Genomic DNA, 24,677 nt, shown 5'->3' with positions numbered 1-24,677 from the left:
GTTGAATAAACTAAAGCGGAGGACAAGGGAATCGAACCCTTACCGGTACACCCGGAACACTTTTCAAGAGTGCCGCAACAAACCAATATCTGCCTATCCTCCGAAAATTCTCCTGGCGGGACTCGAACCCGCACACCATTAAAGGCAAGGGGTTTTGAATCCCTTTTGTATACCAATTCCATCACAGGAGAATGTAATAAAGCGGAGGACAACGGAATCGAACCGTCACCGGTTATTCACCGGAACATCTTAGCAGGATGCCGCAACAAACCAACATTTGCCTATCCTCCGAATGGTCCTCCCAGCGAGACTCGAACTCGCACGCCCATAAAGGCAAGGGGTTTTAAATCCCTCTTGTATACCAATTCCATCATGGGAGGAAATATGTTTATTTTAACTATAACATTTATGAATACACGTGAAATTTGACATAAGAAATCGCTGTACGGAATAGATATTCCGCATCATTTTTATAAAACCTTTATCAGTCCTGGAAGCAGCCTTTGCGAGAGTGGTTAACGAGACACAGGGGCAAAGAAAAACGCCTCATGGATTGATCCAGGAGGCGTTTAAATAACTTTATATTTAAAGCATTATAAGCCCTCCCGGCTACTCAATGAGTAACTGGATAACGAACGACTATATAATGTACTTGTTTTCATGACAGCAAAGCTAGGAAGTATTTAACGAAACAACAAAATATTTCATAAGAAAAATTTTAAACTGTTATTTGAAATTCGCAAATGATGGATTGATACTTGCAAACAGTGCACCAGCTTCCTGTACTAATTTTGTCATAACAAAAACAAAAAAGAATCAAAGATGAGCACACTAAAAATTGCAATAGTAACCGGCGGTAGCCGTGGTATAGGAAGAAATACAGTACTCAGCCTGGCAAAGCAGGGCGTTCAGTCAATTTTTACTTATAATGGTAGCAGGGACAAAGCAGAAGAGGTAGTAATAGAAGCAGAGAAAGAAGGTGTAAAGGCAATTGCCCTGCAACTGGATACCGGAAAGATCGCCACATTTGATCAGTTTGTACGAGAGATACAGGGAGCATTGAAGACATTAGGTGCTGAGCGCTTTGATTATCTGGTGAACAATGCAGGTACTTCGCATCATAACTCAATTGAGAAAACAACAGAAGAAGAACTGGATGCATTGTACAATGTACACTTTAAAGGTGTCTTCTTTCTTACACAAAAGCTATTGCCGCTTATAAATGATGGCGGCAGGATCATTAACATTTCCTCAGGTCTTACACGTGTCAGTGTTCCTGAAAGCGGTCCTTACGCGTCGATGAAAGGGGCGATTGAAGTATTGACCCGTTATATGGCGAAAGAGTTTGGTCCGCGGAAGATTACAGTAAACACGGTCGCTCCTGGTGCTGTTCAGACAGACTTCAGTGGTGGCGTAGTAAGAGATAATCCGGAAGTGAATAAAATGGTGTCCAGCATGACAGCCCTCGGCCGTCCTGGTGTACCGGATGATCTGGGGCCGATGATCGCTTCTTTGTTATCTGATAACAATCGCTGGGTAAACGGACAAAGAATTGAAGTAGCTGGTGGTATGGTATTGTAACGATATAAGGGCCCTTCCTTAGCGGAGGGCTTTTTTTAGTCCTCTTACTCTGCGTTAATGCTACCTTTTTGAGGTAGCATTAACGCAGAGTAAGTATAGTCAGACTAATATCTAACCCATCACAGGACTACTATTCATCGGCTTCCTCATCATCCTTCGAAGCTTCATAGGGTGCATACTCCCAGTCGTCTTCCCGGTGCTGCCTGCAGGCTTTATATCCCTGTGGCAGATCAAAAAGATGATTGATGGTCGGGTCCAGTTTGGTTACCTGTTCCAGTGCGACCAATATAACATCTTCTACCTGATGATCATCAGCAGTGTGAAACTGCCAGTCTCCATCTTCATCGTGATAAACTTTTAGAATAGGCATTCCTTCGTAGGCCTGTTTCATCACAAATACCCCCAGATTCTTCTGTTCAAGAAATTTAAAAGCCATATTCCTGTCCAGTAACGGTTGCAGGAACTGCCAGTCAGGATTGAAATTTTCTTCCCAGGGAAAATGATGTTGTTTATCCGGCCATACAAACTGTAATAACGGAAAGTCAAAATTGCCATTGAACCAACCGGCATATCCTACATAATCCCTGTAACTGGCTTTATTTACTTCCAGGAACTGCATGTTATAACCTTCTAATAATCCTTCGTAGGGTTTGCCGGCAACGAATGATCCGCCTTCTCTGATGATATCGCATGCATTGTTAAGTAGTCCCGCCATCGTCTTGACGGGTAAGCCAAAACAGATGATCTCCGGGTGACCAAAGGTCTTATACAGGCCTATTGTATAGGCGAATGAAGGCAGATGGTCTTCTGCTTCCAGCATGGCGATGTGACAGCCATACTTTTCGACATCGTGCAGGATTCTCTCTTCCGCTTCCCGGTCATGTTGTGCGTGATCTGTGGTCATATATTTTATTCAGCTGTTTGGAGCATACGTTATCCTGACTAATGTACGTCTAAAAATGTAGAATATCATCGCTCGCTATACCTTTACTACCGCGATGAGTGCTGCCAGTATCACAAGACCGAAGACAATCTTATACACCTTCTCCGGCATCGCCCGTCCGCTGTAGATGCCTATTAGTGTTGAACAGATCAGAAAGCAGCTTAGCTTGGGTATGATCTTAAAGTAATTCAACGCAGGATATTTGAAAGCGACCAGCAAACAACTGGTGATCAATAAAGCGATACCAATGATTCTTGTCAGGTTATTGGTTCGCTTTTCTGGCTGCGGATAGAGGAGAAGGAGTTGTCCGGCGAAGACCAGAAATGCCACGAAGTGGATGATCAGCACAATATTAAATAGCATGGTTATGACGTTTTGAGGTGTTGAAGAAATAGTATATTCCCAGTACAAGGGCAATGATCACAGCAATAAGATGAGGGACCAGCTTTGCGGGTTCGTATGCGGGTTGCTGATAGACGATCATAAAATCGGTAAGCGGTATGATCACTACTGCCAGCATCATCAGCCCTAATGCACGGTATTCTTTTGTCAGCAGCAGTAGCAATACAATGATACCGGAGAAAATATCCCTGATGCCCTTGATATAGTGAAAAGCGTGATTGTCTGCTGTTACATGTATGCCAAAGGCGTGTTCTGCACTCACCGGTACAAAGAAAAAGCGTGCGCCGATAAAGATAATACCGATACCAGTGATAGCTGCCAGCCAGCCGGCCATGTGTTTAATCGTTGTTTGCATTGTGTTTTAATTTTATGCCACAAAGCTCCGGCGATTAAAAGACGATTTCGTGCACCTGGGTTAATTAATTGCCGGCAAGCCGTTTTCTGATCCGGCTGAGTGATTGTGGTTTGATACCCACGAAAGAGGCGATATGATACTGTGAGATCTGTTGCAGGAGATCTTTATGCTCGCTGACAAACTGTTCGTATCTGCTTTCCGGTGAATCTGTGTAAAAGGAATTCCTGTCTTTCAGTGTCTGAATAAATACCTGCTCTATGACCAGTCTGCCGAAACGATCGCCATAACGTACCTGCTCATAAAACAGCAGCAGATCATCATAGGAGATCGTCAGGAGCACACAATCTTCAAGCGCCTGGATGATCTGTGAAGAAGGGTTTTGTGGCACAAAACTTTCATAGTTGCAGGCGAAATTGTAAGGTTTGGCAAACCCATATGTCTTTTCCTCCCCATCGTCATTGATATAATAACGCATGAAACCACTGATCACAAATGCTGCCTGACGGCATATCTCATTCTCCGCCAGAAAAAAGGCCCCTTTCTTCAGGTGTTTTTCTTTGAACAGCTGACACACGATTTCTTCTTCCGCCTCACTCAATGGTATCAGTGACCTGATAGCGGCTAATAAAGGCGCATGGATAGCGGTGCTTGTCTGCGGTTCCGGGTTTTTACGTTTCAATAGTCTGGTATTTGCCTGATCTTTTATGCGTACAAGATAGCTTGAAAAGAAGATGGACCATCACAAGATATCTGTCTGGTGAAGATACAAAAACAGGCGCTTTCCTGTACCCTTGCGGCATTAACATCGTTAGAGGCTGGTCAGCCCTTACTATTTAAAAAAATAAAGTTTGAATATTCCAAACTAACCCTATATTTGTTGAGTAGACCAGAATAGAACAAACCAACTAGAGTCTATAAGTTGTAGCTGATTATCAGTTGTTTATCTCTGATTGGCATGACTTTATAGTCAGGGGACAAGTTCGGAATCGCAAATTTCACGTTAATAGGGGAATGCCAATTAGCTTTTATACCTGTCATTAAAAACGAATCTTTACAAACACTTTATGCTTCACGTTATGCATGTAAAAAATGCTTCTAAGAGGCTATGGATGCTCCTGTCCTTCATAGCTATGCTGACCGGCGCCATGCCTTCATTTGCCCAGAGCGGCAAAATTTCCGGGACCGTCACAGACATTCAGGGACAAGCGCTTCCCGGTGTATCGGTGAAGCTGACTGGAACCAAAACCGGTACTGTAACTGACCTGAAAGGCGCATTCTCTCTGAATGCAGAAGGAAAAGGTACACTGGAATTCAGCTTCCTGGGATTTGAAACTCAAACAGTCGTTTTCTCCGGCTCACAGCCACTCTCTGTCAAACTGCAACAGGCTACGGCCAATGTGGATGAAGTGGTCGTAGTGGGCGCCAGCATGAAAAAGTCTGACCTGACCGGTGCGGTTGCTACAGTAGACTCCAGGAAACTGCTGGAGCGTCCTGCCACCAACATTAATCAGGCTTTACAGGGTAATGCTGCCGGCGTATTCGTAAGTAATGGTACCCGTCCAAGTGACGATGCGACCATCAGAGTACGTGGTATCAATACCATTAATGCTGGTTCTTCTCCGATCTACGTTGTGGATGGTGTCATCATGGAAAATAACCAGGGTGGCTTTAACTCCGTAAACGTCAATGACGTTGCTTCCGTACAGGTACTGAAAGACGCTTCTGCAACAGCGTTGTACGGTTCCCGCGGTGCAAACGGCGTTGTGGTGATCACGACCAAGAAAGGTCAGCGCAGAGGTGGTGATGGTCTTGTGACCTACGATGCCTGGGCTGGTGTGTCTGATTTCACCCGCATTCCTAAAACAATGAATGCACAGCAACTGTTCGATCTGCGTATAGATGCTTATGCGAACGGTTATATGAAAGATAATCCGAACGCAAACCGCCAGGATTATATCGATAACACCCTGATGAAGACAAACATCGCTTTCTCTAATCAGGAGTTCGATACCCACAACAAAAACCAGAGCTTTAACTGGCTCGATCAGGTGACTCGTACCGGCTTCCAGCAGAACCATGCTTTGAGCTTCTCCGGTGGATCTGATCGTGGTATCTTCTATCTCAGCCTTGGTTACGCAGGTGTTAAAGGTGTGGTAGAAAATACTGACCAGAAAAAATATACCGGCCGTTTCAATGCCGAATACAATATCAAGAAATGGTTAAAGGTAGGTACCAACACTGGCTTCACCCGTCTCAACGATGGTATGCCATCTGATGATGTATATGGTAAAGCACTGAATGGTAACCCGCTGCTGGACTATGCGCCTTACCGCGATCCGGCTACGCGTTTTACCTACGACTACCTGACACTGTATTACCGTTCACATGGTGAGCAGAACAACAACGACTTCAACCCGTTCAACTCACTGCTGATGCAGCGTGATCGTGCACGTAGCCGTGTAACTACTGCCAACTATGTAGATATCTCTCCAATAAAAGGCCTGAACTTCCGTTCCAGCTATTCCCTGGACTATGGTGCACAGGACTGGTTCGAATTCACACCACACAACATACAGGAAGCGATCCGTCACTACAATGGCGATGCGCGTGCTAAACATGAAAGATGGAGCGATACTTACTGGCAGTGGGATAACACCCTGACATATAATACCATGTTGGGAACTGATCACAAACTGACCGCGTTAGTGGGTACCAGCTCCAGCAAACGTTCTTCTAACTATACCAAAGCACAGGGCGATCGTTTTGCAAGTGATGATCTGGGTTATTATGACCTGGGTGGCGCTGCTGCACTGGAAAAAGGTGTAATTGGTTCTGACTTCTACGCTTACAGTCTGATGTCTTTCATCGGTCGTGTAAACTATAGCTTTAAAGACAAATATCACCTGACCGCTACCGCACGTTATGATGGTTCTTCCCGTTTCGCTTCCGGCAATCGCTGGGGTATCTTCCCATCCATGTCTGCTGCATGGGATATCATCAAGGAAGATTTCATGAAGGATGTACCTGTATTCACACAGTTGAAACTGCGTGCAGGTTATGGTGTTGTAGGTAACCAGGATATCGGTAACTACGCTTTCCAGACATTGTACGGTTCCAAGATCGATAACGGTAATGCGCTGATCGCAAATGATGGTCGTCGTGGTAATCCGAACATCACCTGGGAAAAACAGAAACAGACCAACCTGGGTCTGGATATGGGCTTCCTGAAATCAAGGTTGACTGTAACTGCTGACTTCTTCTACATCAATAACGATAACCTGTTACTGGACCGTTCTCTGGCACTTACTTCCGGTTATAATAAACAGTGGGAGAACGTTGGCCGTGTAAATAACAAGGGTATGGAGTTCGCTGTGAATGGTGAGGTGATCCAGACGAAAAACTTTAACTGGAACGTATCAGCTAATATCTCCTTCGATAAGAACAAAGTGACCCGTCTGTATGGTAATGCTACAGAGATCTATAATCTCTACGAAAACTCCATCCAGCGTGAAGGTAATATCTTCCTGGGTCAGTCTATCCATAGCATCTACACCCTGAGATCTGGTGGTATTGCACAGGAATCTAACCGTCGTGACTGGGAAAATATCAACTACAATGGTAAGACCGTTAATCCGGGCGACCTGTTTGCAAAAGATATCTCCGGTCCTAATGGTGTACCTGATGGTGTAGTGGACCAGACCTATGACAGAACTGTCGTAGCGAAATCAGATCCTAAATTCTATGGTGGTTTCTCTACCAATCTCGGTTACAAAGCATTCTCCGTGAGCGCAATGTTCACTTACTCATACGGTGCTAAAAAGATCAGCAGCTATTACGAAGGTCTGGCTAACAGTATAGGTGAAAGTATGGCATCTGTGGATCTACTGAACCGCTGGACGCCAGAACATACCAATACGACTGTTCCACGTGTGATCGGCAACACCAGCTACAACCGTTTTAATCCGTCCGATCTGGACTACGCTATCCAGAACGCTTCATTCCTGCGTCTCTCTGCACTCACGCTGTCTTACACCCTGCCTGAGAAAATGCTGAGCAGCTGGAAAATGAACAACCTGCGTCTGTATGCAACAGGTTCTAACCTGTTCTGTATCACAAAGTACAAGGGTATGGACCCGGAAACAGGCGACTACGGTTATCCTCCGGTGAAAATGTATGTATTAGGATTGAATGTAGGTTTCTAAACTTCAACTGCTAGATTATTATGAAAAGCACAATAAAATGGACGCTGGCTGCAGGTATTGCAATGTTTTCAGCTTCCTGTAGCAACTTCCTCGACGAAAAGAGTCTGACCAAACTGGATGAAAGCCAGGTATACTCTGACGTAAATCTCGTGGAAACAAGTCTCAAAGGTATTTACGCTAACTGGAAGGGGATCCGTACAGATGAGCAGGGACTTATCCCGATGATGGGGACGGATGAAACCCAACAGGGCGCTTTACAGATGAAAAGTGACGCGAGTAAAGGTGGTCTGGACCGTTTTGATGGTAACCTGAACTCTTCGCAGGGACATATTACTAATCAGTGGAACATCCGCTGGCCAATGGTGACAGAGTCCGCTAAAATAGTAAGAGGGCTTAGTGCCAATCCGGTGGAACCAGGCTCCCGTGAGGCGAAATTATTAGGTGAGGCATCTTTCATACGTGGTTTCCTCGATTTTCAACTGGCGATGTACTGGGGCGAAATTCCTATTTCTGATCCGGCACGTGCAAGTGAACTGGGTGGTCGCCGTCAGCCGTTAAAAGATGTATGGGAGTTTATCATTGCAGATCTTCAGCGTGCAGCGGACAACTGTCCTAAGACAAACGATCCGGGACGTGCAACTTCAGGTGCAGCCTGGATGATGCTGGGTAAGGCGTATATGTCAGCACCGGTAAGTACTGGTCTGCGTGACTTTACCAAAGCAGCTGCCTGCTTCGAAAAGATGATGGGTGATTATTCCCTGGTGCCTTACAAGAACCTGTTTGATTATGCTACACCAAACACGGCTGAGGCAGTCCTGGAATTCCAGTTTAGTCCGGTATATCCAAACAATAACAAAATACAGTTCCAGATAGGTTCCCGTGCAGTACAGGCTTTCTTTGGCGATGGTTGTTACTACTCTGGTTATGATAAACTGGTACCTACGCATTACGCTTATTCTTCTGTAGATAGCGGTGGTGTATGGGAGCCTGGTGATCAGCGCCGTTTTGAAGCGATCCGTTACGACTTCACTTATTATGGTGAAGTACCAAATCTGGATCCGCTGAAATGGGAAGATCTGGGTAATGACTATGATGAGTTACTGCCACACGTGAAAAAGTATGAAGATTTCCGTACCGACAAGCATACCGAAAACAAGATCAATAACATGTGGAACTCCGGTAAAAATATTCCGGTACTTCGCCTGGCAGATGCTAAGTTAAGTTATGCAGAATGTCTCAATGAACTGAATCGTGGTGCAGAGGCAATTATCGTTGTGAATGAAGTAAGAGCACGTGCATGGGGTGGTGTATTGCCAGAAGAAAGAAAATGGAAAGCCATGTCACAGGATGCGTTCCGTACTGCTATTCTGGACGAGCGTATGCGTGAGCTGTTCGCAGAAGACTGGCGCCGTATTGACCTGATCCGTACAGGCAAATACGTGGAATTGGTGAAAGCCCGTAACAAATGGACCAAACAATCAGGTACCATACAGGCATTCAACACTTTATTCCCGATTCCGGATGCGGAAATGAAACTGAACCCGGATATTACTCCGGCAGATCAGAATCCAGGTTATCGTTAATCATTATTTTTAAAGAAGCAGGCCGTTGCAGGTAGCAGCTGGCCTGCTTTTAATATTATTATGAGAAATATATCACGGATTACGCCGCTGTTGATGTTTGCGGTGATCATGCTAATCTCGGGAGCCTTACAGGCAGGCACACCGACCGACTGGAAAATAGTATATGAAAAAACCAGTAAGACGCTGCGTCTCAAAAGAGCAGCCGGTAACGTGGATCTCCTCCAGTATGCTTCCTTTAAATGGAATGGGCAACTGATCACCACCAAAGACTACGCGCGCAACACAATCGTAGTGAAGCCACTGAATGACGCTTTCGGAAAAGGCTCACTGTTACAGGTCACTTATTATGCTGAGAAATTACCAACACTGGTACAATCTTTTTATCAGTACGCAGGCAAAGATTACCTGCTGACTGACTTTACTTTACAAGCGCGCTCCGGCAGCATAGCGTCCAATTATATGGCGCCGGTAAATCTGGAAGACATGACTCAGGTACTGGGTACAGGTGACAAACGCGCACTTTTTATTCCGTTTGACAATGACAAATGGATCCGCTTTCAGTCCCATCCACTGGACTTTACTACTTTAACCAGCTACGAGGCAACCGCTGTTTTTAACGGTAATTCCCGTCAGGGGCTTGTAGTCGGTTCTGTGGAACACGACTTCTGGAAATCAGCTGTTATCATGAACAAAGCCGAAAACGGGGCTGCCTACACACTGACCTGCTATGGTGGCGCTGCTGATTCCACTACCCGCGACCTGGTACCGCATGGTGCAAAGGAAGGTCGTCTGATCCGTTCTCCTAAAGTGATGCTGGGTGTATTCACCGACTGGCGTAATGGTATGGATGCTTATGGTGCTGCGAATGCGGTCATCGCTCCGCCAAGAGCCTGGAAAAAGGCAATGCCGATGGGCTGGAATAGCTGGGGGGTATTACAGTTCAATATCAGTTATGAGAAAGCACTGGAAGTATCCGATTTCTTCCATCAAAATCTCCAGCCGCAGCACTTTGTGAACAAAGACAACGAAATAGTGATCGGACTGGACTCGGGCTGGGACCGTTTCAGCGAAGAACAACTGAAGGACTTTGTAAAACACTGTAAGGCCAATGGCCAGATCGCAGGCATCTACTGGACACCGTTCACCGACTGGGGTAAAAGCCCGGACAGAAGCATCAAAGAAGCACCTGAATATAAATTCAAAGATGTTTATCTTTATGCAAATGGTCAGCCGCAAGACCTTGACGGCGCCTATGCTATAGACCCTACTCATCCTGCCATTGAGCAGCGTATGAAAAAGGTGGCTGACCTGTTCCATCGTTGTGGTTTCCAGTATGTGAAGGTTGACTTTATGGCGCATGGGGCTATCAATGCAGACAAGTGGTACAATCCCCAGGTGAGATCCGGTATCGCAGCCTACAATTATGGTATGCAGCTGCTGGACAAATACTTTGGTGATATGTACATCAACCTGTCCATTGCACCGATATTCCCTGCCCAGTATGCACAGTCCCGCCGTATCGCCTGTGATGCCTGGAATAAGATAAAGGACACAGAATATACCCTGAATGCGGTTTCCTACGGATGGTGGATCAATAAGATCTACCAGTTCAATGATGCTGACCACGTTGTGCTCCAGCAGGCATCAGAAGGAGAGAACCGTGCCCGCGTGACCTCTGCCGTGATCACCGGTTTATTCATTGCCGGCGATGATTTCAGTAAAGAAGGTAGTGAGGAAGGAAAAACAAAAGCGAAGCAATTCTTAACCAATGCCGAAGTGAATGCTGCTGCCATGGGCCACAGCTTCCGTCCGGTGGAAGGAACAGACGAACGTTCTGAAAACCAGTTTGTGCTGACTGATGCAAAGGGTAACACCTACTATGCCGTTTTCAACTATACAGAAGAGCCACGTAGTATACAACTGCCACTGGAGAGACTGGGCCTGAACCCTGCTAAACAGTACGGAGTACGCAACCTCTGGTCACATGCTGATGTCGATGCCACCAGCACACTGACGATTCCGGCCAAAGACGTTCTTTTTTTGAAAATCAATAGCAAATAAAGCAGATTAATAACTTGTATCCATGAGCAGAAAGATATTATCCATTTTGTTTTTCCTGGTTGTTATAACCCTTTCCGCGAGCGCGGAGACGATCCACATTGCCACTAAAGAGACAGAACTGGTATTACAGACCGCCCAGAACGGACGGTTGTTTCAACTGTATCTCGGCCCGCGTCTGGCTGTAGCAGATGATTACAATCATCTGACCGCCAATATGAAGGGCAAGAGTGACGGACAGGCATGGGAAGCCTATCCTGTATCCGGCACAGAAACCTATTTCGAACCAGCCTTCGGTATCCGTCATAATGATGGTAACCAGGCAACCGTGCTGAAATATGTTTCTCATACAGAAAAGAAAGTTTCTGACGATGTGACCGAAACGGTTATCACACTGAAAGACGATCTGTATCCTGTACAGGTAAAACTCTTCTACCGCACATTTGCGAAGGATAATATCATTGAATCCTGGACAGAGATCAGCCACAACGAGAAGAAAGCAGTTAGCATCAATAACTACGCTTCTTCCATGTTATACTGGAAACGCAGTCAGTACTTCCTGACTGAATTCAGTGGAGACTGGGCGAAAGAAGTAAATATGACCACTACACCGCTGGCTTTTGGTAAAAAGATGGTTGATTCCAAACTGGGCTCCAGAGCGGACCTGTTTGTATCTCCGTTCTTTACCGTAGGTCTGGGTGATAAGCCGCGTGAAAACGACGGACAGGTACTGATGGGTACCCTCGCATGGACCGGTAACTTCCGCTTTACATTCGAAGTAGATAATGAGAACAACCTACGCGTGATCTCCGGTATCAACCCGTTCGCTTCTGAGTATAGCCTGGATCCGGGAAAGGTGTTTACCACGCCTTCTTTCATCTTCACGCTGAGCGATCAGGGTACAGGTAAAGGTAGCCGCGATCTGCAACGCTGGGCGCGTAACTACCGTCTGAAAGATGGTAACGGCGATCGTATGACCCTGCTGAATAACTGGGAATCAACCGGTTTTGACTTTAATGAAGAGAAGCTGAAAGGGCTGATCGAAGAAACCAAATACCTGGGAGCAGACATGTTCCTGCTGGACGATGGATGGTTTGCCAATAAATATCCCCGTCATAACGATACCCAGGGTCTGGGTGACTGGGCGCCTACTGCCAATAAACTGCCAAACGGGATACCTGCCCTGGTAAAAGCAGCTAAAACCACCGGTGTGAAATTCGGTATCTGGATCGAGCCTGAGATGGTGAGTGCGAAGAGTGAGCTCTTTGAGAAACATCCTGACTGGGTGATCATGCTGCCTAACCGTGAACGCTACTATTTCCGTAATCAGCTGGTACTGGACCTGAGCAATCCGGCAGTACAGGACCACGTATTCAATGTAGTAGATCACCTGATGACAGAGAATCCTGATCTGGCTTATATGAAATGGGATTGTAACAGTCCGATCACCAATATCTATTCTCCTTATCTGAAGGAAAAACAGGGTAACCTTTACATAGAGTATGTACGTGGTCTGTACAAAGTACTGGACCGTATCAAAGATAAATATCCTAATCTGCCGATGATGCTCTGTTCCGGTGGTGGAGGCCGAACAGACTATGAAGGACTGCGTTATTTCACTGAATTCTGGCCAAGCGATAATACCGATCCGATAGAACGCTTATATATTCAGTGGGGTTATTCGCAGTTCTTCCCGGCAAAATCCATGGCGGCACACGTAACCAGCTGGAACCATGATGCCAGCATCAAATTCCGTGTAGACGTAGCCATGCAGTGTAAACTGGGCTTCGATATCAATATAAAGGAACTGCGTGCGGAAGAACAGACTTTCTGTAAAGAGGCAGTGGCGAACTACGACAGACTGAAAAATATAAACTACGATGGCGACCAGTACAGACTGGTATCTCCTTACGAAGGTAACCATTCGGCTGTGATGTATGTGAGCCAGTCTAAGAAACAGGCACTGGTATACGCATATGATATCTTCCCCCGTTATTCCGAGATCCTGCAAACGGTACAATGCCAGGGACTGAACCCTGCCGCGAAATACCGCGTAAAGGAAATCAACCTCATGCCGGGTCATAACCCTGCAGATGCATTCAACGGAAAGGTGTATTCCGGAGATTACCTGATGAAAATCGGACTGGATTTATTTACTTCGACTAAATTGCATAGCCGCATACTGGAACTGGAAGTCGTAGAATAATGGCGAGACGTGCTAAATGCATAAACAACTATGAAGTGATGAAGACAATTTTTGAAAAGATACAGGAGCTGGATGAGGTGCCTTCTTATTCCAAGCATGAGCGTTTTGTCGAGGGCATTGTCAATGCGATCAATGACCGGATCATTTGTGTGGGAGACGCACTGCCTTCGGTAAATTCGATGATCTCCGGACTGGGGTTTGCCCGGGAAACGGTGATCAAGGGTTACCGTGAACTGCAGAACCGTGGTCTGATCGAGGCCAAGAACCGCCTTGGTTACTTTGTTGCTGATGATAATACGAAGCAATCGCTGAAGGTAGCGCTGCTGATGTATACGATCGATACTTTTCAGGAACAGTTTTACCGTAGCTTCCGCAACGAACTCGGTGCAGACGTTCACCTGGACGTGTTTTTTCACCACGGGAACATTGAGGTGTTTGAGACCATGTTCTCGCTGGTGAAGAACAGACACTATGGTATGTATGTCATTTCTCCTATTCATCATCCCCGTACCCGGGAGTTGCTGAATACGATCCCGCGTCAGAAACTGCTCATGTTTGACCGTTACGAACCGCTGGAAGGAGATTTTAATTATGTGGTACAGGAATTTGAACAATCTTCCTATCATATCTTTGAAGAACTGGCAGACGTGATCAAACAATTTGATAAGATGGTCTTCTTTCATAATCCGGATTCATTGTTTCCTCCGGAAATTGTCAGATCTTTCCGGAACTTCACGGAGCAGCACGCTATCAAAGGAGAGGTGCTACGTGAATATGAACCCGGCTCAGTAGAAAAAGGAGTAGTCTATTATGTGAATGAGAATGCTGAGTTGTGGAACCTGTTAAGGGATTGCAATGCACGAAAAATAGAACCGGGAAAGGATATAGGCATTCTTTCCCATAATGACGAGCCTGTAAAGGAGCTTGTCGGTAATGGTATTACGACCTACTCGGTCAGTTTCAGCGAGATGGGTAAACGGGCTGCACAGGCAGTCCTGAGCCGGGAACCGGTGCACCAGGTGCTACCCACCAACCTGATCCGACGTAACTCTCTATGATAATATGAATGTTGGGGCTTTACTGAGTTTTCTGCTGGTAACCATCCTTGTGGCTTTGATTTCCTGGTATAAAACCCGGAGAGAAAACCTGCAGACTGCCGCGGGCCTCTTTTTCGCCAATCGTAACCTGGGTTTCCTCGTTGTCGGTGGCGCCCTGTTCTTTACAAATATCAGCGCAGTACAATTTATTGGTGAGAATGAGCTTGTCTATACCAATAATATGAGCGTCATGGCCTGGGGGCTATCCTCGGTATTTGCCATGTTGCTGGTATCCGAGTTCATTATGCCGGTGTACCTGCGCAGCGGTATTTCTACTACACCCGATTTTCTCGAAGAAAGATATGACACCGGCACGAAGCGATTCGTGTCGGTGATCTTCCTTATCAGCTATATTGTCAATATGCTGCCCTCTGTATTATACAGTGGCGCTATTTCTTTTAACGGCCTGTTCCGGGTATCAGAGACCCTGCATATTGATTACTGGGTCACGATCTGGATACTGGTATGGCTGATCGGGTTTATCGGCTGTCTGTATACGATCCTCGGCGGACTGAAAGCCGTAGCTATCTCAGATACTGTGCTGGGAGTAGGGATGTTTGCAGGGGGTATTTTACTGCCTTATGCCGCCCTGAAATACCTGGGACATGGTTCTGCCGGCACGGGGCTGGATATATTACTGGCTTCCCGCAGGGATCATTTTAATGCGATCGGCGGTCCGCAGGATGCCGTTCCTTTTCCTACCATCTTTACCGGTATGTTCCTGGTGAACCTTTACTACTGGGGTACGGAACAATACATTGTACAACAGGCACTAGCCTCCCGGAGTCTGGCGGAAAGCCAGAAAGGGATAGCCGTTGCCAGTGTGGGAAAGATCATTTCTCCGCTGCTGCTGAATATACCTGGTCTGATAGCAGTATTGCTGTACCCGCATATGACGAATACGGCGGAAGTCTTCCCGAAAATCGTGAGTGATGTGTGTTCCCCGATGCTAACCGGCTTTATTGCCGCTATCACTTTCGGGGCTGCGCTGACCACTTTTAATGCGGGTTTGAACAGTACCAGCACCCTGTTTGTACTCAACCTTTATAAGCCCTTTAAGGCATGGCGGCAGGAGGCAGTGAGTGAACGCCAGCTGGTGCGTGTCAGCAGGCGTTTCGAGTTGCTGGTTTGTCTGTTGGCGATGGTTATCGCCCCCTTTATCGTTTTTGCGCAGCAGGGCTTATATACCTATATCCAGATGGTCAGTGGTCTTTTTAGTGTGCCTATTTTCACTATCCTGCTCCTGGGACTGGTCCATAAGCGGATGCCGGCCATTGCGGCCAAGATCGGACTGACATTCTTTATCCTTACTTATTCCATAGCACAGTTTATCGTGGATACGGGGCTACACTTCCTGCATGTCCTGTCTATCCTGTTTGTGGTGACGGTATTACTGATGTTAGGAATAGCTGCTATTGCGCCCCGTAAGGAACCTTTTGTACAGCAATGGAATAATGTGGTGGACCTGCAACCATGGAAGCAGCGACATATTTATACTGCGTTGCTGTTACTGGCAATGGTAGCCTTGTTTGTGATTTTTTCTCCCCTCGGACTGGCGAAATAATAAGATAAAGCTGCTCAGGCATTGCTTTTGTTTGGTTGTTCATCAAAACTCCCGCATATGATGGACGATCTCTGGTATAAAAACTCGGTTATTTACAGTCTTGACCTCGAAACCTTTATGGATGGCAATAATGATGGTACCGGAGATTTTGCGGGCCTTTGCAACCGTCTCGATTATCTTCACGCGATGGGCGTTGATACTGTATGGCTTGCTCCTTTTCAGCCAACTCCTAACAAAGATAATGGCTATGATATACAGGATTATTATGGTGTGGATCCCAGGCACGGTTCCAGTGGTGATTTTGTAGATTTTATGCACAAAGCGGATAAATTAGGGATAAAGGTGATCATTGATCTGGTCGTCAATCATACTTCGGATAAACATCCCTGGTTTCAGATGGCCCGTTCGTCGAAGGATAACCCTAAACGTGACTGGTATGTGTGGTCGGATAAGAAGCCATCGGACTGGGATGAGGGGATGGTTTTTCCCGGTGTACAGAAAGCTACCTGGACGCTGGATAAGCAAAGCCGGACCTATTACTTTCACAGGTTCCATGAATTTGAGCCGGATCTTAATACGGACAATCCTGCTGTAAGGGAAGAGATTACCCGCATTATGGGCTATTGGTTACAATTAGGGGTAGCTGGTTTTCGTGTAGATGCTGTTCCGTTTATATTGGAATCGCCTGCACCCGGGAAGAAGAAGCCCAAAATGAACTTTAATTACTTAAAAGAAATGCGCCGTTTTCTTCAGTGGAGAAAAGGAGATGCGGTGTTGCTGGGAGAAGCGAATGTGCTACCGAAAGACAGCATGAAATATTTCGGTGAAAACAGTGATGGTATACACCTGATGTTTAACTTTTTTGTGAATCAATACCTGTTTTATGCGCTGGCGACCTGTAAAACGGCGCCGCTGATCAAAGCGCTTGAGCAGACAAGATTAACCTCATCTACTCCCCAGTGGGCACATTTTCTTCGTAACCATGATGAGCTGGACCTGGGGAGATTAACTGAAAAAGAAAGAGAGGAGGTTTTCCTGCGTTTTGCTCCAGATGAGAATATGCAGTTGTATTTCAGAGGTATACGGCGGAGACTGGGGCCAATGTTAGGAAGCAGACAACAGAATGAACTGGCCTATAGTGTAATGTTCTCACTGCCGGGCACCCCGGTGCTCCGTTATGGTGATGAAATTGGAATGGGCGATAACCTGGCACTGGATGACAGAAACAGTGTAAGAACTCCTATGCAATGGTCAGGGGAGTATCAGGCAGGTTTCTCGAAGGCAGACAAATTACTGCATCCGGTGATTGATGACGGATATTATTCCTATGTTCATATTAATGTGGAGACACAGCGCCGGGAGAGCGATTCTATGCTGAACTGGATGACGTCAATGATCCGTCTCAGAAGAGAGTGTCCGGAAATCGGTAATGGCGAATGGCAGATCATACAAACTGGCTATGATCATATATTGGGTATGTACTACCAGTGGAATGAGCGCCGGCTATTTATCTGGCACAATTTCAGCGAAAAACCTCAGGAGCTTGTATTTCTGGCAAAAAATGCGGGTACGCGCAGACTGGTTGATGTGATGAATAATATCGAAAGTATAGAAGATGAAAAAGGACGGCATACGATTACCCTCGAGGCTTACGGTTATCGTTGGTTCAGGGCAGGATGATATGATTTATAATCAATGTATTTAGTAACTTGGCGCTATGAGGACAAGTTACCTGTTGCTTGTTGGGATAGCATTTACATCTGCCTGTGTGCCCGCAAAGCAAAACCCCAAATATCTTTTTTCAGATGGTGTTTATAAGATGAAATCAACTGCCTTTAAAGGCAGGGCCTATGTGCAGGTGGATGATACACAAATTAAGATCTATAATCAGCAACTGGCAGGTAGTTATGATACGGTTCATTACCAGACAATATCGTTGGGGGATACGGCGCACGCAGCTGATAAGCATTACCGTTTTGAAAAGTCCTCACTCGACATTGATCTGATCAGCATACCGCTAAAGTTTCGTGCCCCGCAGGCGGGTATTCCGTCGCAACTCAATGCTACCATAAATGGCGGCCTTTATGCCGGCCGCCGTACTGATTATTACCGCCTTTCCAGGCATCGTAATGCACTGGGGATCGATAATACATCCGTACAGCATTACGGCTTGAGTTATGGTGTTTTTACAGGTATAGGTTCCGCTGTGATGAACCCCTCAGTTACAGCTAACAGGATTGAAAATGAATATGATGCAGTTATTATCCCCTGGGGTGTCACTGTCCTTGCCGGTTATAATAATCTGACATTTGGTCTTGCCGGTGGTTTTGACCACATGTTGAACAATCATCGTAAATATTGGATATACAATCGCAAACCCTGGTTGGGGTTGACGGTTGGCCTGAATCTTAACTGACTCGCAGGCGCGTATATTTAACTTGTTCCGCTGTTGTTTTTTTGTATATTTATTCCTGGTATTCATTATTGTTAACCACTTTTAGTTCCAATTGAAAAGTATGTTGCTTCCACGTGCATTATACTTTCCTGCCTTTCTCCTTACATGTTTTAATTCATTAACCGTTAAAGAGTTGACCTATGATCAAACCTTTGAACCTGTCTGTTCGCATGGCAACAGCACTGGTACTTTTATTTCAGTTGTTCATCACGCCGGTAGTGGCCCAGATATCCTGGCCACAGGGACAACTGCTGCCCTCGTTTCCCTCAACAGCGCAAACGCAGGACCTGTTTATTTTACGTGAATCTTCTACCCGCTGGGAAGGAGAGGGCTCCAGTCTCAGTCATAAGACGGGAAGGCTGGAGTCGGACGGCTGGCTTTGTCAGACGGGCATTGATGCTGCCGATGAGCACATGATCTATGGCCCCTATGACATGAGCATTCCTGCCGGTCCTAACGTAGCCGAATTCAGAATGAAGGTCGATAACAACACCGCCAATGATGATCCTGTGGTGGATATCGACGTCAGAAATGCCACAACGGGCCAGATCCTGGCTTCCAGGGCGGTTACCCGTAAACAGTTCCCTATAGCGGGAGACTACACGAGTATCACCCTGCCCTTTACCATGCCGGCTAATAACCAGTCGATCGAATTACGCGTATACTGGAGGGGTACTTCCTATACGAAAGTAGACTGGGTCGGTGTACAGCAAAACGGTTCTTCCGCAGAGATGTACCTTTTTGCGTCCCTGAAAGGAATTGTCAACAGGACACAACCACGTCTCTTTTCCTATGAAGGAGATGCCTTCGCAGAAGGACAGTATACCTGGCTGCAATCCCTGGGTTTGAACTGGAATGAGGTCAGCAATAAATGGGACCTTATCACCAGGTACCGTAATGAGATCTCAGGTCTGATCGTATATGATCCTAACCAGATCCATACCGTCAACCTGGCAACCGTACTGGCCAAAGACAAGAAAGCGTTGATCGCCTCTCCGCTGCTCCTATCCCGGCTGCAGGCTGCACCTTATAACCTGCCTATCCTGCTGGACCTACGTGGACAGTACAGCAGCAAACTGGCGGTATATCAGGCACTATATAATACTTACTGGCCAAACCTTGATCACCGCGTATTAATTGGTCTGAACCCGGATGCACATAAAGCGGCATTACGTGAGTATGCGGTAGCTACCGGACTGGCAACTATCTGGCTCGATCCGAATATCGCTGCTGAAAGCACTTTGCTGAACAGCTTCCTGAGTTCCATGCCTGCCGGCTCCAACTACATGGGCTGGTGGCCGGAAGAAGCACCGGGTGTACAAAGGGCGTCACAATATGGTATCGCTACCATTGCGAGTGACTGGGCCACTAACCTTACCGTCCATAGTGGTACTTCCAGAACCGTGAATGTGAAACCGATGCCGGCAAAACCTGCCTTGCAAAACAAACTGTATGTAGCCTTTATCCTGAGTGATGGAGACAACCTGCAGTATGTTGAACACCTGATGCGTAAGCTGTGGAATAACCCTGACCGTGGCGCTGTACCGATAGGATGGACATTGTCACCTGCCATGCTGGATGCCATGCCTGGAGCACTGAACTACTATTACCAGAGTGCAACAAATAATGATAACCTGATCTCTGGTCCTTCCGGTTATGGATATACCTATCCTAATAACTGGCCTAACCAGGCGGCGCTGGACCAGTTTGTTGCCAAGACAGAAAATTATAACCGTCGTGCAGGATTCCGGGTGATTACGATCTGGAATACCATCACCGGAGGTATTAATCAGAACGTCGGACAATCATTTGCTACCAATGCACCTTACACATTGGGACTGACCGCACAGAATACCGGTGGAGGTATGACCATCTATAATAACAGTATGCCGGGTATGGCGCTTTCCTGTAACTATTGTACGAATGAACAGGCCATGAAGGACCATATCGCGAGTGCTGCTGCCGGCTGGAACGGTGCTTCTCCACGTTTTATCATTATACAGGCGCAACCCTGGACAAACGTGACGCCAACCAGCTTTAAGAATGTCGCTAATTCACTGAATACGAATTATCAGGTGGTAAGACCGGATCATATATTCCAGTTGATGAGAGAGGCGAATGGTTTGACGGTGAATCCGCAGTAGGCAGGAGAGAGAGAGAATTAAGAATTAAAAATTAAGAATTAAGAATTGCTGTAAATAAAGTCTTCATCAGATGATTATTGTCAGCGGATTCTTTAAGACATATAAAGAGAAGGGCGTTGACCAGTTAAGTCTACGCCCTTCTCTTTTATCATTAATAGTTATTCAATACTATGCTTCATTCGCACAGATCTCCGCGATAATTCTTAATCCTTAATTTTTAATTCTTAATTGTTTTAAAACATCAGCTTTCCGCTGAAAGGATCTATCGTCGTCGCTTCAGGCAAAATGCCTTCGATATGCGGAATGTCGGTGACATTCATAATATTCTGACTGAACATTGGATTTGGCGCTGCCAGTCCTACCAGTCCGGCTTTCGCCGCAGATGCCAATGCAACTGCTTTATTCCGGTCCTCTGTACGCAGATATTGACGGAATATGAAGGCTCGTCCATCACGGGAGAACGGTATCAGATTGCGCTGCGCATAGAGGTACAATTGTCCTTTATAACACATACCCCATGGAGCGGGAATAAGCGTCGTACTGCTGCTATCCCGGTTGAGCGCGTATATCTTCGCCCAGTTGGCCTCAAAAAGCGGCTTAAATGCCGTTATGGAAGGCGCATTATTGATAAACTCATTGTATGTCAGATACACGCCGTCTTTATAATTCTCCATATTATAGGCAGGCGCGTCATAGAGACGTAATTCCCGTTTAACGATCTCCTCTCTGGGATATTTGCGGGATGCAACTGATTGTTTATCTGCTGCTGCCATTAAAAGATTGATGGATTCTCCTATATATTGACTGAATCGTTTTGTAACATCAGCACCTTTTCTTTCCAGTACGGTATCGAAAGTACAGGCAAGCTGATACGACATATTATCATCTGATCTGAAAGCGTCTGCTTTCAGCCTTACAAAGGCTTTTTCTCTGCCTATACCTGTACGCTCGCCGATGCGGAAATATTTAATGACGATTAACAGGTGCGGTGCTTCGCTTTTGTATTGTTCTTTGTATGTATCCTGGATGTAGTCGTGTATGTACTGTTGGAGAGGCCTGTCAGGACGTGCTTCTCTCAGTTTGTTGTTCACACCCGTCTGTACGAAGCCAAGACGGGTAGTATCTCCGTTAGCGATCATCACTTCAACATCCCTTACAGGAAATGAACATTGATACTTTTTCTCAGGCTGAAAATTTAATCTGATAATAACTGGCGTCAGCGTAGTACCGGTATTACGGGACGCTGTATCAGTGGTCTGTGCAAACGCTACGGCACACTGAAGCGAAAAGATGGCAAAGGCAATAATTAATTTCATACATCATACTTTAACAACTTCACGAGGGACAGTGCAAAAGTAAAGACATAATCATATAAGTGGTTGTTAACCACTGGTTAATCCTGAAAGGAGAAAAGTTTGAGTGTATGAATTACACGTTTACGCGGAGAACTTCGCTGCATACCACATCTTCATTTTTAATTGTTTATACAACAATCATCTGCGCTCTGTCTGGTCCCACTGATATATACCGGATAGGTAGTTGTAATTGTTCTTCCAGAAATGCAATGTATGCAAGACATGCTTCCGGTAACTGATCTTTACTGCGAATGTTGGTCAGGTCTTCATCCCAACCCTTGAGTATATGATATACAGGCGTCGAATCTGATGTATATGGCGGAAATGATATACCATCTGTTTCGCTGTAATGTGTACATACTGCTATCTGTTCCATTCCCTGTAATACATCCAGTTTTGTCAAGACAAGTTGTGTAACACCATTCAGTAGTATAGCATATTTCAGATAAGGAAGATCCAGCCATCCTGTGCGTCGCGGACGTTTGGTGACAGCGCCGAATTCATGACCTTTTGTACGTAGTAATTCGCCTGTTTCATCTGTCAGTTCTGTGGGGAAAGGACCATTACCTACACGTGTCGTATATGCTTTGAAGATGCCATATACATCTCCAACTCTCTGTGGAGCGATACCTAAACCGGAACAGGCGCCTGCTGCTGTGGTACTGGAGGAGGTGACGTATGGATAAGTACCATGGTCTATATCGAGTAAAGTGCCCTGCGCGCCTTCTGCGAGTACCTTACCACCTTTATTGAGATATTGATTGACGCCGGATTCTGTGTCGATGACTGGGAATAGTAATACGGTTTTCAGCGCTTCCTGTATCTCTGCATACAAGACATTTATATCTATGTTTTGCTGATAGCGTGTTTTTATCTCCTGTGCGTGTGCCGATAATAATCCTTTACACTTCTCTTCGAAATCTGGTAAGAGGATGTCTCCGGCACGCAATCCACGCCGTAATATTTTATCCGCATACGCCAGGCTGATCCCCTTTTGTGTAGAACCGATCTTTTGCAGTCCCAGGGCTTCTTCAGAGAGTCTGTCCATCAAACGGTGTGTGGGTAACAGAAGATGCGCCTTGCGTGAGATAGACAAATTCTGCCATTCGGCCACAGGATATCCGTTGGCCTGTAAGCTGCTTACTTCCTGATGAAAGGCCAGTACATCCAGTACGACACCGCTGCCGATAATGTTGGCTGTCTGCTGATTGAATATACCAGCGGGTACCGTGTTGAGCACCATTTTCTTTCCTTCGAAAACAAGTGTATGTCCGGCATTTGAACCACCGTGAAAACGTGCGACCATACCATATTCCGGCGCAAGCACATCCACGATCTTACCTTTTCCTTCGTCTCCCCACTGAAGACCTAAGACAATATCCAGTTTCATAATTGATGCTGTTCATTCGTTGATTAAAGACAGCACAAAGTTGAGGGCGGGCGACAAGAATCGTATTGCCATTTGACAAGAAAAAGGCTCAGGTGATATTTTTCCGGATACGGCTGAGTGAGGAGGGCGTGATACCGAGATAGGAGGCCAGCATAGACTGTGGCACACGATTGGCTAATCCGGGATAATGTTCCAGGAAGTTGAGGTAACGGGTTTGTGCGTCCTGGGTCAGCATATTACTGACCGCCCGCATTTTGTTCTCCAGTACAGATGAATTAAGCCGGGCAAGCAGTTGCGCCCAGGCAGGGATCTGTGATTCCAGTAAGGCAAAGTATTCCCTGCTGATCACCCAGAGTTTCGCATCGGTAATCGCTTCGATATATTCTGAAGAGGGTGTTCTGTCAAGAAAGCCATTGATATCTCCTACAAAGCGGCCTTCATAAATAAAGTACCGGGTAAAACTGTCGCCCTGTTTATTGTAATAGCAGGAACGGAAAATGCCATCATACACGAAGCCAATGGACGCACTGATCTTTCCTGATTCTACGAAATAGTTTCCCTTCGGAATGGTTTGTTCTTCCACACCGGCGAGGACCAGACCTTTCTGCGCGGCAGTCAGCTGACCGAACTGTTCCACATATGCGATGAGTTGTTCCATTACTGAAAATTACGTTGCTCCGGGATATAACGTATTGTCATTTGACAAGAAATTGCCGTCCATGCGCCGGAATACTGCTTATACTTACCGGAATGTACAGATTTTTAGTAAAATCTTACAGGTAAGGGCGCATGGGGCAGCCTAGTTTTGTGGGGTCAGTGCAGCCATTTACCTGCACGATCTGATGATAGATGAAAAACATACTTCCTTTATTTCTGACTACACTGGGTGCTTATATTGCTTTACCGGCGACCGGACAACAACTGACAGGTACCTGGCAACTGACAGCTGCTGATAAGATCATGCCGGATGGTAAGCAGGAAAGAGATTATGGCGCAAATCCGCATGGCATCGCCATATTCACTGCAGATGGACATTATACAGTAGAGATCTTCCGTGAGCAACGGATGCCTTTTGCTTCAAAAGACAGGGAGAAAGGCACGCCTGAGGAATACCGCGATGCGGTGCTGAGTATGAGCTGTCATTTCGGGACCTATGAGGTTGATCCGGCAAAGGGGACGATCCGCTTCCATATTGATAAGGCCAGTTTCCCGAATGCAGACGGTACTACCCGGGAAAATGCTTTCACGCTGAAGGAAGACCAGCTTAGCTGGCAATTACCACCCCGCCCCAATGGGGAGGTACCCATTTCTGTTTTCAGACGTATCCGCTGAATCCTGTGCT

18 protein-coding genes and 3 tRNA genes are annotated in these 24,677 nt (G+C 46.1%); 11 read left to right on the top strand and 10 right to left on the bottom strand.

Annotated elements, in window-relative coordinates:
* Positions 1–16: 16 nt before the first annotated feature.
* The 3 genes from BMZ72_RS36670 to BMZ72_RS25460 all read right to left on the bottom strand — a co-directional run bounded on the left by BMZ72_RS36670 (position 17) and on the right by BMZ72_RS25460 (position 380).
* Positions 17–102 (bottom strand) — tRNA-Ser (locus BMZ72_RS36670).
* A gap of 5 nt (positions 103–107) precedes the next feature.
* Positions 108–191, bottom strand: a tRNA-Leu gene (locus tag BMZ72_RS25465).
* Positions 192–293: 102 nt separating this feature from the next.
* Positions 294–380: transfer RNA gene (locus tag BMZ72_RS25460), tRNA-Leu, on the bottom strand.
* 442 nt (positions 381–822) lie between these two features.
* Between BMZ72_RS25460 and BMZ72_RS25455 the strand changes: the two genes are divergently transcribed.
* A complete protein-coding gene (locus BMZ72_RS25455; protein WP_089812517.1) occupies positions 823–1,581 on the top strand; it encodes an SDR family NAD(P)-dependent oxidoreductase in 759 nt (252 codons plus the stop codon).
* Between the two features lie 130 nt (positions 1,582–1,711).
* On the opposite strand, the gene BMZ72_RS25450 is transcribed toward BMZ72_RS25455, so the two are convergent.
* From BMZ72_RS25450 to BMZ72_RS25435, 4 genes are all read right to left on the bottom strand, one after another.
* On the bottom strand, positions 1,712–2,485 hold the full coding sequence (locus BMZ72_RS25450; protein ID WP_089812516.1) for a DUF4262 domain-containing protein: 774 nt from the start codon (positions 2,483–2,485) through the stop codon (positions 1,712–1,714).
* Between the two features lie 75 nt (positions 2,486–2,560).
* Positions 2,561–2,887 carry a hypothetical protein gene (locus tag BMZ72_RS25445; RefSeq protein WP_089812515.1) on the bottom strand — a complete coding sequence of 109 codons (327 nt, stop codon included), beginning with the start codon at positions 2,885–2,887 and terminating at the stop codon, positions 2,561–2,563.
* The gene (locus BMZ72_RS25440; protein ID WP_089812514.1) at positions 2,877–3,281 is read right to left on the bottom strand and encodes a DUF4267 domain-containing protein; all 405 of its coding nucleotides are present in this window, start codon (positions 3,279–3,281) and stop codon (positions 2,877–2,879) included. Before BMZ72_RS25440 ends, BMZ72_RS25445 begins: the two co-directional genes overlap by 11 nt.
* A 64-nt stretch (positions 3,282–3,345) precedes the next feature.
* Positions 3,346–3,960, bottom strand: coding sequence for a Crp/Fnr family transcriptional regulator (locus tag BMZ72_RS25435; protein WP_089812513.1), 615 nt, complete (start codon positions 3,958–3,960; stop codon positions 3,346–3,348).
* A 430-nt stretch (positions 3,961–4,390) separates the two neighbouring features.
* Here BMZ72_RS25435 and BMZ72_RS25430 point away from each other — a divergent pair, with 430 nt between their 5' ends.
* The 9 genes from BMZ72_RS25430 (at position 4,391) to BMZ72_RS25390 (ending at position 20,590) form a co-directional block, all read left to right on the top strand.
* Positions 4,391–7,483, top strand: a complete 3,093-nt coding sequence (locus BMZ72_RS25430) for a SusC/RagA family TonB-linked outer membrane protein (RefSeq protein ID WP_255373290.1) — start codon at positions 4,391–4,393, stop codon at positions 7,481–7,483.
* A gap of 20 nt (positions 7,484–7,503) precedes the next feature.
* Entirely contained in the window at positions 7,504–9,066 is a 1,563-nt protein-coding gene (locus BMZ72_RS25425; protein WP_089812511.1) for a RagB/SusD family nutrient uptake outer membrane protein, read from the top strand.
* 60 nt (positions 9,067–9,126) lie between these two features.
* Positions 9,127–11,127 (top strand): alpha-galactosidase, encoded by a 2,001-nt coding sequence (locus BMZ72_RS25420; protein WP_089812510.1) that lies wholly within the window; start codon positions 9,127–9,129, stop codon positions 11,125–11,127.
* Positions 11,128–11,149: 22 nt separating this feature from the next.
* Entirely contained in the window at positions 11,150–13,330 is a 2,181-nt protein-coding gene (locus BMZ72_RS25415) for an alpha-galactosidase (RefSeq protein WP_089812509.1), read from the top strand.
* A gap of 38 nt (positions 13,331–13,368) precedes the next feature.
* Entirely contained in the window at positions 13,369–14,388 is a 1,020-nt protein-coding gene (locus BMZ72_RS25410) for a substrate-binding domain-containing protein (RefSeq protein ID WP_089813800.1), read from the top strand.
* Positions 14,389–14,392: 4 nt separating this feature from the next.
* Positions 14,393–15,991, top strand: coding sequence for a solute:sodium symporter family transporter (locus BMZ72_RS25405; RefSeq protein WP_089812508.1), 1,599 nt, complete (start codon positions 14,393–14,395; stop codon positions 15,989–15,991).
* A gap of 57 nt (positions 15,992–16,048) precedes the next feature.
* Positions 16,049–17,671, top strand: a complete 1,623-nt coding sequence (locus BMZ72_RS25400) for an alpha-amylase family protein (protein ID WP_089812507.1) — start codon at positions 16,049–16,051, stop codon at positions 17,669–17,671.
* 37 nt (positions 17,672–17,708) lie between these two features.
* Positions 17,709–18,407: a hypothetical protein gene (locus BMZ72_RS25395; protein WP_143087787.1), complete on the top strand. Its 699-nt coding sequence runs from the start codon at positions 17,709–17,711 to the stop codon at positions 18,405–18,407.
* A 179-nt stretch (positions 18,408–18,586) separates the two neighbouring features.
* Positions 18,587–20,590, top strand: coding sequence for a GxGYxYP domain-containing protein (locus BMZ72_RS25390; RefSeq protein WP_089812505.1), 2,004 nt, complete (start codon positions 18,587–18,589; stop codon positions 20,588–20,590).
* Positions 20,591–20,823: 233 nt separating this feature from the next.
* Here BMZ72_RS25390 and BMZ72_RS25385 read toward each other — a convergent pair whose 3' ends face one another.
* The 3 genes from BMZ72_RS25385 to BMZ72_RS25375 all read right to left on the bottom strand — a co-directional run bounded on the left by BMZ72_RS25385 (position 20,824) and on the right by BMZ72_RS25375 (position 23,993).
* Positions 20,824–21,906 carry a hypothetical protein gene (locus BMZ72_RS25385; RefSeq protein WP_089812504.1) on the bottom strand — a complete coding sequence of 361 codons (1,083 nt, stop codon included), beginning with the start codon at positions 21,904–21,906 and terminating at the stop codon, positions 20,824–20,826.
* 166 nt (positions 21,907–22,072) lie between these two features.
* A complete protein-coding gene (locus BMZ72_RS25380) occupies positions 22,073–23,335 on the bottom strand; it encodes an adenylosuccinate synthase (protein WP_089812503.1) in 1,263 nt (420 codons plus the stop codon).
* An 88-nt stretch (positions 23,336–23,423) separates the two neighbouring features.
* Positions 23,424–23,993, bottom strand: a complete 570-nt coding sequence (locus tag BMZ72_RS25375; RefSeq protein WP_089812502.1) for a Crp/Fnr family transcriptional regulator — start codon at positions 23,991–23,993, stop codon at positions 23,424–23,426.
* Positions 23,994–24,184: 191 nt separating this feature from the next.
* Here BMZ72_RS25375 and BMZ72_RS25370 point away from each other — a divergent pair, with 191 nt between their 5' ends.
* The gene (locus BMZ72_RS25370) at positions 24,185–24,667 is read left to right on the top strand and encodes a lipocalin-like domain-containing protein (protein ID WP_089812501.1); all 483 of its coding nucleotides are present in this window, start codon (positions 24,185–24,187) and stop codon (positions 24,665–24,667) included.
* The last annotated feature ends 10 nt before the right edge of the window (positions 24,668–24,677 follow it).

It is taken from the genome of Chitinophaga sp. YR627 (assembly GCF_900114995.1).
GTDB lineage: Bacteria > Bacteroidota > Bacteroidia > Chitinophagales > Chitinophagaceae > Chitinophaga.
The sequence above is the reverse complement of the archived record's forward strand: the minus strand, read 5'-3'. Positions and strand labels throughout refer to the sequence as shown.